Below are 10,250 nucleotides of genomic sequence, written 5' to 3' on the forward strand. Positions count from 1 at the left end.
TTGTATAGAGAGAGTTGGGTTCTGCGTGTAAGCATTTGTCTTCTTAAATGCTGAGTCACAAAAATACTGGTAATAAAAAAGGCAGCGATATCGCTGCCTTTGAGGTTTGTGTCTGTTGTTTAGATCATAAAGATGAAGATAACAGACAAGGCGCTGATTAAGCCTGCAAAGAAGTAGCAAGCGATTTTACCTGCTACACCCGCGTGGATTTTCAGATCGTGCATACCGTGATGCAGGCGGTGCATCGCATGCCACATTGGAAGTGCCAACGTCGCTATGATAAATAGGGCACCAATAATACTCGTAGCAAAATCTGCGACACGTTCATAACTCATAGCTTCTGGGCTTATGATACCCATAGGTACCAGAATACCAAGCACAAGTACCGTTACTGGTGTAATCATGGCAAACCAAGTACCACCAGCACCAAATAGTCCCCACCATACTGGTTCGTCAGAGCGTTTTGGGTTTTGATTAATCACGTTTCACTCCTTATACAATGATGAGAACGACTAGTGAGATAGCGGCTACCGCTGCCCACTGAGTAAGAACGATGGTTTTCTTTTCGACCAACTTGCCTTTCAGCTTGATCGGCATAACTTGCGGCATCATGCTAAAGAAAGTTTGAGCATGGAATAGACTGCCTGCAAGAGCAACGATGTTAATCGCAATGACGATAGGGTTTGCCATAAATTCTAGCCAACCTTGCCAAGCTTCCGGGCCTTTCACTAATGCACCCAAACCAAAAGTTAGGAAGATAGTGAATAGAATAAGAGGCAGTACCGTCGCTTCACGCAACATGTAGAAGCGATAGAATGGATGGTTTTTCCACCACGTGCGTTTGATTTCACGAACATAAGGTTTTCTGTTACTCATTCTACGCCTCCTGTGGTTTTAGCATTGCAATGACGAAGTCTTTAGAAGACTCCACTTTACCTTGGTTAACCGCTGCTGCTGGGTCAACGTTCTTCGGACAGACTTCAGAGCAGTAGCCCACAAACGTACAGCCCCAAGCACCGTTTTCGCCGTTGATCATCTTCATACGCTCTGCGGCACCATTGTCACGGCTATCAAGGTTATAGCGATGAGCAAGAGTCAGTGCTGCTGGACCGATGAACTCTGGGTTTAGACCAAACTGAGGGCAGGCCGCGTAGCAGAGGCCGCAGTTAATGCAGCCAGCAAACTGCTTGTACTTCGCCATTTGCTCAGGTGTTTGGATGTTGGTGCCATCTTCTGGTTTGCGATCATTACCGATGATGTATGGCTTGATAGCTTCAAGGCGCTCGATGAACGGCGTCATATCGACAATCAGGTCTTTCTCGATAGGGAAATTGGCCAAAGGCTCAATCTTCAGACCATTTTGATGGTCACGAAGGAAGCTTTTACAAGCTAACTTAGGCACTCCGTTCACCATGATGCCGCACGAACCACAAATCGCCATACGGCAAGACCAGCGGTAAGACAGATCTTTATCTAGGTGATCTTTGATGTAACCAATCGCATCAAGTACAGACATGGTCTCATCAAACGGAACTTCAAACGTTTGGAAGTAAGGTTCTGAGTCCTTTTCTGGGTCATAACGCAGGATCTCAACTTTCTGAATACGATTAGCTGACATTATGCTTGCTCCTCCGCACTGTTATCTTGAGACGCTTTCGCTTCTGCCGCGGCAGCTTTTTCTGCTGCTTCACCGTACAAGCGCGCTTTAGGTTGCGACTTAGTGATCTTCACATCGCTGTAATCGATGCTTGGCGCGTTATCCTCTTGGAAGAACGCCAGAGAGTGCTTCAGGAAGTTCACATCATCACGCTCAGTACAACCATCGTCTAAACGTTGGTGTGCGCCGCGTGACTCTTTACGCAGGATAGCGGAGTGAACCATAGCTTCTGCAACTTCAAGGCCATAACCCACTTCAATGGCATAAAGAAGGTCAGTGTTGAACACTTTACCTTTGTCTTTGATGCTGATTTTCTTATAACGTTGTTTGAGCTCGGCAATCTTATCTAGCGTGGCTTGCATCAGATCTTCTTGACGGTAAATACCGCAACCCGCTTCCATGGTGTGACCCATTTCAGTACGGATTTCAGCCCAGTTTTCATCGCCTTCTTGGTTCATTAGTGCAGCAATACGAGCTTCTACAGCTTCAACTTGTTGTGCGATAGCAGCGTCATCCCAGCCTTTAAAGGTTTTCGCTCGCTCTACAGCTTGCTCACCTGCAACACGGCCAAATACGACGAATTCAGCTAGAGAGTTAGAGCCTAGGCGGTTAGCTCCGTGCAGACCAACAGAAGCACATTCGCCCACAGCAAATAGGCCTTGAATACGCGTTTCACATTGACCATTGGTCTCGATACCACCCATGGTGTAGTGAACGGTAGGACGGATTGGAATTGGCTCTTTCGCTGGGTCAACGTTCACATAAGCTTTTGCAAGCTCACAGATAAACGGTAGACGCTCCTGTAGATACTCTTCACCAAGGTGGCGAAGATCTAGATGTACAACATCACCAAGTGGATGCTTGATAGTGTTGCCTTTTTGCTGTTCGTGCCAGAATGCTTGTGAAACTTTGTCACGAGGACCCAGTTCCATATATTTGTTCTTCGGCTGGCCAACTGGCGTCTCAGGACCCATGCCGTAATCTTGTAGGTAGCGGTAACCATTCTTGTTGACGATGATACCACCTTCACCACGACAGCCTTCTGTCATCAGGATACCTGTACCAGGAAGACCGGTTGGGTGATATTGGACAAACTCCATGTCACGTAGCGGTACACCATGACGATAGGCCATCGCCATGCCGTCACCAGTTACGATACCGCCATTGGTATTACAGTGATAAACGCGGCCAGCGCCACCTGTTGCAAGCACAACAGACTTGGCTTTAATGGTAACCAGTTCACCTTCAGACATATGAATAGCAATCAGACCTTGAACCTCGCCTTTAACGACAAGTAGGTCAACCACAAAGTATTCGTCAAATCGTTTGATTTGCTCATACTTCATCGAAGTCTGGAACAGAGTGTGTAGCATATGGAAGCCGGTTTTATCAGCGGCAAACCATGTACGTTCAACCTTCATACCACCGAAACGACGAACGTTAACTTCGCCATTTTCCTTACGGCTCCATGGGCAACCCCATTGTTCCATTTGGATCATTTCACGTGTGGCATTTTCTACGAAATATTCGACAACATCCTGTTCACAAAGCCAGTCACCACCACCAACAGTATCGTTGAAGTGGTTATCTAGGCTATCTTCATCCTTGATTACAGCTGCAGAACCACCTTCCGCGGCCACAGTGTGTGAACGCATAGGGTAGACTTTAGAAATCAGAGCAACTTCCATTTCTGGGTTTGCTTCTGCTGCTGCAATGGCAGTACGAAGACCGGCGCCGCCTGCGCCGATGACTGCGATATCTGTGGTAATTGTTTTCACAGTTATCCTCCAGTGTGTGAGAGCGAGTTAGCTCGCGAGTTATAATTAAATGCTTAAGTAAGCTTTTATAGAGTAAGGTTTTATATTAGATAAGCTGTATGGCAAAAAAATTGATTGAGTTAGGTTTTTGCTCCGGAAATGCAAAGAGAAGCATAGTATTTATATGATGTGTGATTAAAATCACGTGTTATTGAGTAGAAATCTCCACAATCGTATAATTATCAATAAACAGAGCTAATGAGTTTAATTATGATTTGCAATGAGTGGCAGCCCACAGCATCTGTGGCTTTGCTGAAAAAAAGAGCGCAAATAATCCATTCAATACGAGACTTTTTCCTATCAAGGAATGTAATGGAAGTGGATACGCCTGCTATGAGTCATGCGACTGTGACAGATATCCATTTACATACGTTCCAAACAGAGTTTGTTGGGCCGGGTTATGCGGATGGTCGTAAGCTGTATTTTATTACTAGTCCTGAATTTCATATGAAGCGTTTGTTGGCGGCGGGCAGTGGCTCTATTTATCAAATCAATAAAGCATTCCGTAATGAAGAAAGCGGTCGCTACCACAACCCTGAGTTCACCATGCTTGAGTGGTATCGCGAAGGCTTTGACCACCATCAGTTAATGGATGAAATGGATGAATTGTTAAAGATGGTGCTGGCGTGTAACGGCGCTGAGCGCATGACATATCAACAGGCGTTTGTTACCCACTTAGGAGTGTGCCCGCTAATGGCGAGTATGTCAGAACTCCGAATGGCGGCTGGAAGCTTAGGGTTAAGTGATATTGCGGATAAAGAACAAGATCGAGATACGCTGTTGCAATTGCTTTTTAGCATGGGAGTAGAAACCAAGATCGGCCAAGACGTTCCTGCGTTTGTATATGACTTTCCTGCCTCACAAGCTGCTCTGGCTAAGGTCAATCCAAACGATGAGCGTGTTGCGGATAGATTTGAAGTCTATTTTAAGGGTATAGAGCTAGCGAATGGTTTTCATGAGCTAGACAACCCAAATGAACAATTGGCTCGCTTTGAAGAGGACAATCGCAAGCGTCAGCAAATGGGACTCCCTCAGCAGCCAATTGATTACCATTTAATAGATGCACTAAAGTCAGGCCTTCCGGCATGTGCTGGCGTTGCTTTAGGTATTGACCGACTCATTATGTTAGCGCTTGGTGCAAAACATATTGATGAAGTGGTTGCGTTTCCGTTTCCGCGCGCTTAACTGACCAATATGCTGGTGCCCGCTACTGCGAGTAGGGCTCCTAACCAAGCGTATTTATTGGGGCGCTGCTTGGTGTACAACCAAAGTAGCGGCAGCACCATAATCGGCGTGGTCGAAGAAAGCAAAGCGACCATCCCCACATTTCCGGTTTGCAATGCAAACAGAATCAGCGTCATGCCTACCGCCATCGCTAAGAAACCGTTAAGTGCCGTGATACCAAATATCGACCAAGTAATAGGGTTAATGCTTTTAGCGTGTCGAGCCCCGGTAAATAGAAACAAGCTATGAGCGATAAAAGCGGTGATCATACGAATAGCAGAGGCAGCGACAGGGTCCACTGCAGTTTGCATCACGGGCTTGGCAATAATTCCACCAAGAGCCTGGCACAAGGCTGCGGTGATACCAAGTCCTACACCAAACCACACATTGCCTTTGATGGTTTCGAGTTCGTTAGCTTTGTGGTTACTCTTCCCACGTCGACCAAAGAAAATAGCCGTAGCAACGCCGGAGAAGACTAGAGCGGAGCCGACCAGCTCTAACGATGTCATGGTTTCTGCAAATAAGAAGTAACCTAAGACTGCCGAGAACACGGCGTGGCAGGAAAATAGCAGCCCCGCTTGTCTCGGTCCCATACGGTTGAGGCAGGCGAATAGGGCAGTATCGCCGATAAAGATACCAATAAGCCCAGAGAGCATCATCGGTGTAATATGACTGGTTTCTACGCTTGACCAGCCACCAGTAATGGCAGCCATCGTGGAGAGTATGATTGCGGTACAACCCATGCGCCAGCGACTATAGGAAAAGGATCCTAGATGCTTGGCTGGGGTGACGGAAATAATGCTAGATACCGCCCATAAAAAAGCGGCGATCAGCGCCAGCCATTCAAATCCCATTGTTATCCCTAACGTGTATTATCCCTGTTAATTCATTAGGTTTTACTATGGCACGGTGAAAACTGCAATGAAATCCTCTTACTTGTAAGCAAGAGGATTTCATTAACCTATGATCAGGTGAGGATGAGCGTTGCTGCATAGACTATGAGCAGGCCGATTACACCAATGATAAGACCGGTTTTTGCCATGTCTTTACTTTCTATAAGCCCGGTTGAGTACGCCAAGGAGTTTGGTGGTGTGGACACTGGTAAAATCATACCGAGGGATGCTGAGAAGGCGACCACTACGAGCAATCCTTGTAATCCGCCAATGCTGGCTAAGCTTTCCATTGATGCACCGATTGCCGCAGCGATAGGCATTAACAGGTTTGCGGTTGCGGTATTGGACATAAAGTTAGCCATTAACCAACACACAATCGACAGCGTAATCACGACAGCAAATGGAGAGAGGGACTCGTAATCAATGGCATGCGCTAATGCTGCGGCCAGTCCGGTTTTATCCAAACCAATCCCAATGGCGATACCACCCGCGACTAACCAAAGTACGTCCCAGTTAATGAGCTTCAGTTCATCTTTACCCATGATGCCTGTTAGCGTAAATACAGCAAGTGGAATGATAGAAACTACATAGGTATTCATGCCATGAAGCTTGGTGGTCATCCATAGTAGTATCGTTGTGGCAAAGGTCACATAGACAACCATAGCCCGCCAGTTTCTCTGGAAAGCGCCTTCCAGTTTGAGCACCATTTTGTCTTCAGAAGATGGAAACAGTTTCTGCAGTAGGAACCAAGCTAATGTGAGCTGAACGATGACAAACGGTAGTCCCATCATCATCCATTGCAAGAAATCAATCGTGTTTTCACCAGTAAGATATTGCAACGCGATAGCGTTTGGTGGTGTTCCGATCGGAGTGGCAATACCCCCGGTGTTGGCGGCAATCGGAATACAAAGTACTAAAGCTTTGATACCCAAGTCACCTTTGGGTGCAGAGGCAACGATAGGACCGAGGAGGGCTAACATCATGACTGTTGTCGCAGTATTAGACATGAACATTGAGAACACAGCCGTAATCAACATTAACCCCAGCATAATGAACTTAGGCTGCTGTCCAAAAGGTTTAAGCAGTACGCGAGCTAGGTTGTTATCAAGTTCGTATTTTGAAGCGGCGATTGCAAGCGCGAAGCCGCCCATAAACAGAATAATAATTGGTGATGAGAAGGCACTGAAAATATCAGTGTAAGCCATCAGTTCACCAAGTTCATGACCTGCTGGTGGCGTGCGGAATAAGTGAAGTCCTTTGTCAGAAATCATGATCAACTCAAGCGCAATGATCAGAATTGAGGTGGCAAAGACTGGTACGGGTTCGAGTACCCATAACAAAGCGGCGAGTAGAAAGATGGCTAATAATCGGTGCTGAATCAGCGTGAGGTCATCAATCGGAATCCAATCAATAGGCATCATCAGGACGCCTAACGGCACTAAAAAGCAGATGAATAGCTTAATGAGTGTCCCAGTATGTATCTTCGGCATAGGGGCGGTCACCATGGTGGATATTTAAACTGCACCTAGGTTAAAAGATATTCTAATTGGGGTCTTAGACTGGTGTTAAAGTTTTGAAAAGTCGAGGGAAGATTCGTAAGGTGTTTTGCTTTGCGTCAAAATCTGAATGGCTATTTACCACGGGATTTTAAAGCGAAGTGTCGTTATATCATCTAAACAAAAAACGGTGCCGAGGCACCGTTTAGGTTTGTTATTCGTCGTCTTGTAACACACTTTCCGTATGGTTTTGCTGATGAGCGTAAGGGGTGCCCATCACGGTTGGAGCGTTATTCTGCATGCTGTCATCAAAGCGAATGCTGTCTTTAGCAAATAAGTTGATGACCGTTGAGCCTAGTTTGAAGCGACCCATCTCTTCGCCTTTCTTCAGCACGACTGACTTATCACCTTCTGCAGGGTAGTCCCAGGTGTAAACAGTATTACCGCGAGGTGGTGTTACTGTGCCAGCCCAGATAAGCTCAATACTGCCCACGATCGTTGCCCCAACCAGTACTTGAGCCATTGGCCCAAACTCAGTATCGAAAATACACACAACGCGCTCATTTCGGGCGAATAGGTTAGGTACATTTTCGGCCGTCAATGGGTTTACAGAGAACAGATCGCCTGGAACATAAATCATCTGACGCAAAGTGCCATCGCATGGCATGTGCACTCGATGGTAGTCCCTAGGCGATAGATAGAGAGTCGCAAATTCGCCTTCAGCAAATTCAGCCGCTAAATCAGCATTGCCACCAAGTAACTCCTGCGCGGTATAGTCGTGGTTCTTCGCTTGGATAAGCTTACCGTCAGTGATTGGCCCAAATTGGCTCACGCATGCGTCTGCAGGATGGGAAATCACCGTTTCACCTTCTGCAATTGGACGCATTCCCGGCTTCAGCTCACGCACAAAAAACTCATTGAAGGTTTTGAAGTGAGCTGGATCTGCGTGCAAAGCTTCATCCATATTGACGTTATATTGCTTGATAAACCAACGAATGATCGCTGTTGTTAGACCGCCTGCTTTTGCTGATGCCAGTTTACCTACCAAACGGGTCAAGCCGTGCTGAGGTATCCAGTATTGCAGTCCAACTTTAATCTTATCCATTGTTTACTATTCCAACATTAATTGAGTGTTATTAATTCAGGGCGCGAGATACTAATGTAATTCGCCCTAAATGTCAGCAATTTGTGAATGATACACGGTCAGAGTGTTAATCTCGCCCATGTTCTAGGGTTATCACAAATCGGCTTTTTTGTTTCTAGAGTATTGGCGGTTCGCTTTGCCTTCGCTCATGCTATCGATAATTCGATGGTAGTTATCAAAGCGTACTTGGTCGATTTTACCTTCTTCTACTGCTTCACGAAGGATGCAACCAGGATCATCTAGGTGTTTACAGTCCCTGAACTTACAACCACCTAGATAGGGCTTGAACTCAACAAAGGCTTCGGTGACTTCATTTGGTTCTAAGTGCCACAAGCCAAACTCACGTACCCCTGGAGAGTCGATAAGATCGCCGCCTGATGGGAAATGGTACAATCTTGCTGCTGTCGTGGTGTGTTGGCCTAAACCAGAGTTAGTGGAAACTTCACCTTCCTCTACATCGAGTTCTGGCATCAGGGCGTTAACCAAGCTTGATTTGCCTACACCAGATTGACCAACAAAAATATTGATCTTGTCTTTTAAGTGAGTCTCGAGCTCTTCTATGCCTTCGCCACTCTCTTTACTGACCAGCAATACTTTGTAACCGATGTTCTTGTAGACATCTAAAAGCTGGTAAAACGTCTCGCGATCTTGCTCTGGAAGTAGGTCTATTTTATTTAGAACCACAAGTGGCGCGATTTCTAATGTTTCAGAGGCAATCAAATAGCGATCGATGATGTTTAAAGACAACTCTGGCACTACAGCAGAGACGATCACCATTTGGTCAACGTTTGCTGCTACGGGCTTGAGACCGTCATAGTAGTCAGGTCTAGTTAGCATTGAGGTTCGTGGCTCTACAGCTTCTACAACGCCAGAAATACCATGCATAGATTCAAGGCCAACTCGCCATTTAACGCGATCGCCAGACACCAAAGATTCTATGCCGCGCCTTAAGTTACAGCGGTGAATTTCTTTAGTTTCGAGATCTTCAATGTCGGCATGTTGCCCAAAACGCGTGATAACAAGCCCCTGCTTGACTGCACCAAGCATGGTTTCATCCCACTGGACCGTTTCTTCCTTTGCCAGTTTTTTCTTTTGGTTGCTGCGTACACGACGCACCTGACCTTTGGTTAGTTTTTTCTTTTTCGCCACGATATTTCAATGATGCAATTTGCATCAAACCATTTGGGTTACTGAATTTAATTTCGGTATAGTACCTCTTTTAGCAGAAAACAAATAGACGAGGGCATTATGTCTTTCAGTGATGACAACTTGATCTGGGTTGATTTAGAGATGACAGGACTGGATCCTGAGCAACATAAAATTATCGAAATCGCCAGTATAGTGACGGACAGTGAGTTAAACATTCTTGCTGAAGGCCCAGTAATCGCCATTCACCAATCGGATGAAGAGTTGGCAAAAATGGATGATTGGTGCACTAATACCCATACCGCAAGTGGGCTGGTGGCTCGCGTTAAAGACAGTGAATACGATGAAGCGGAAGCCATTAAACAAACCATCACGTTTTTGGAGCAATGGGTACCAAAAGGAAAATCACCGATCTGTGGCAACAGTATTGGCCAAGACCGACGTTTTCTCTACAAACACATGCCGGAACTTGAAGAGTATTTCCATTATCGATACGTGGATGTCAGTACGTTAAAAGAATTGACTCGTCGCTGGAAACCGGAAGTCCTTGATGGTTTTTCTAAACAAGGAACCCATCTAGCGTTGGACGATATTCGTGAGTCTATTGCTGAACTCAAATATTATCGTGAGACTATTTTTACTATCTGATCTTCGAATATTTGTTAAAAAGACAAGTTTAGGGCTGTAGTTGGCGGAAAAATAACGTATTTTTGTGTGCTTTTTCATCAAACGAAAAAAAAGTTGGTTTTTTTGCTGATAAGGACTTGCATCACAAAAAAATGCTCTTATAATTCGCAGCCCTGAACGACGAAAGACGTTCAATGCGACACTAGCTCAGTTGGTAGAGCGCAACCTTGCCAAGGTTGAGGTCAC

10 protein-coding genes are annotated in these 10,250 nt (G+C 45.8%); 2 read left to right on the top strand and 8 right to left on the bottom strand.

Annotation, left to right across the window (positions count from 1 at the left end; all coding sequences use genetic code 11):
- Positions 1–119: 119 nt before the first annotated feature.
- The 4 genes from frdD to frdA are packed head-to-tail and all read right to left on the bottom strand — an operon-like array spanning position 120 to position 3,435.
- Positions 120–482 carry a fumarate reductase subunit FrdD gene (gene frdD / locus AWH66_RS04550; protein WP_006075447.1) on the bottom strand — a complete coding sequence of 121 codons (363 nt, stop codon included), beginning with the start codon at positions 480–482 and terminating at the stop codon, positions 120–122.
- A 10-nt stretch (positions 483–492) separates the two neighbouring features.
- Complete coding sequence (gene frdC / locus AWH66_RS04555) at positions 493–876, bottom strand: fumarate reductase subunit FrdC (protein WP_006075448.1); 384 nt, start codon at positions 874–876, stop codon at positions 493–495.
- Between the two features lies 1 nt (position 877).
- A complete protein-coding gene (locus tag AWH66_RS04560; protein WP_006075449.1) occupies positions 878–1,618 on the bottom strand; it encodes a succinate dehydrogenase/fumarate reductase iron-sulfur subunit in 741 nt (246 codons plus the stop codon).
- Positions 1,618–3,435, bottom strand: coding sequence for a fumarate reductase (quinol) flavoprotein subunit (gene frdA, locus AWH66_RS04565; protein ID WP_063604346.1), 1,818 nt, complete (start codon positions 3,433–3,435; stop codon positions 1,618–1,620). Before frdA ends, AWH66_RS04560 begins: the two co-directional genes overlap by 1 nt.
- Positions 3,436–3,687: 252 nt before the next feature.
- Here frdA and epmA point away from each other — a divergent pair, with 252 nt between their 5' ends.
- On the top strand, positions 3,688–4,659 hold the full coding sequence (gene epmA / locus AWH66_RS04570) for an elongation factor P--(R)-beta-lysine ligase (RefSeq protein WP_143081465.1): 972 nt from the start codon (positions 3,688–3,690) through the stop codon (positions 4,657–4,659).
- Here the strand turns inward: epmA and AWH66_RS04575 are convergent.
- From AWH66_RS04575 to rsgA, 4 genes are all read right to left on the bottom strand, one after another.
- Positions 4,656–5,552, bottom strand: a complete 897-nt coding sequence (locus tag AWH66_RS04575; protein ID WP_063604348.1) for a DMT family transporter — start codon at positions 5,550–5,552, stop codon at positions 4,656–4,658. The genes epmA and AWH66_RS04575 overlap by 4 nt on opposite strands.
- Positions 5,553–5,665: 113 nt before the next feature.
- The gene (locus tag AWH66_RS04580; protein ID WP_063604349.1) at positions 5,666–7,081 is read right to left on the bottom strand and encodes an SLC13 family permease; all 1,416 of its coding nucleotides are present in this window, start codon (positions 7,079–7,081) and stop codon (positions 5,666–5,668) included.
- 220 nt (positions 7,082–7,301) lie between these two features.
- Positions 7,302–8,192, bottom strand: coding sequence for an archaetidylserine decarboxylase (gene asd / locus AWH66_RS04585; RefSeq protein WP_063604351.1), 891 nt, complete (start codon positions 8,190–8,192; stop codon positions 7,302–7,304).
- Positions 8,193–8,324: 132 nt separating this feature from the next.
- Positions 8,325–9,380: a small ribosomal subunit biogenesis GTPase RsgA gene (gene rsgA, locus AWH66_RS04590; protein WP_038223784.1), complete on the bottom strand. Its 1,056-nt coding sequence runs from the start codon at positions 9,378–9,380 to the stop codon at positions 8,325–8,327.
- 99 nt (positions 9,381–9,479) lie between these two features.
- Here rsgA and orn point away from each other — a divergent pair, with 99 nt between their 5' ends.
- The gene (gene orn / locus AWH66_RS04595; RefSeq protein ID WP_006075671.1) at positions 9,480–10,025 is read left to right on the top strand and encodes an oligoribonuclease; all 546 of its coding nucleotides are present in this window, start codon (positions 9,480–9,482) and stop codon (positions 10,023–10,025) included.
- Positions 10,026–10,250: the final 225 nt, after the last annotated feature.

Source organism: Vibrio barjaei, assembly GCF_001639065.2.
GTDB classification, from domain to species: domain Bacteria; phylum Pseudomonadota; class Gammaproteobacteria; order Enterobacterales; family Vibrionaceae; genus Vibrio; species Vibrio barjaei.

Bases quoted from the DNA above. Each gene is read 5' to 3' on its own strand.
- frdC (WP_006075448.1), bottom strand. From the start codon at position 876: ATGAGTAACAGAAAACCTTATGTTCGTGAAATCAAACGCACGTGGTGG.
- AWH66_RS04560 (WP_006075449.1), bottom strand. From the start codon at position 1,618: ATGTCAGCTAATCGTATTCAGAAAGTTGAGATCCTGCGTTATGACCCA.
- AWH66_RS04575 (WP_063604348.1), bottom strand. From the start codon at position 5,552: ATGGGATTTGAATGGCTGGCGCTGATCGCCGCTTTTTTATGGGCGGTA.
- AWH66_RS04580 (WP_063604349.1), bottom strand. From the start codon at position 7,081: ATGCCGAAGATACATACTGGGACACTCATTAAGCTATTCATCTGCTTT.
- asd (WP_063604351.1), bottom strand. From the start codon at position 8,192: ATGGATAAGATTAAAGTTGGACTGCAATACTGGATACCTCAGCACGGC.
- orn (WP_006075671.1), top strand. From the start codon at position 9,480: ATGTCTTTCAGTGATGACAACTTGATCTGGGTTGATTTAGAGATGACA.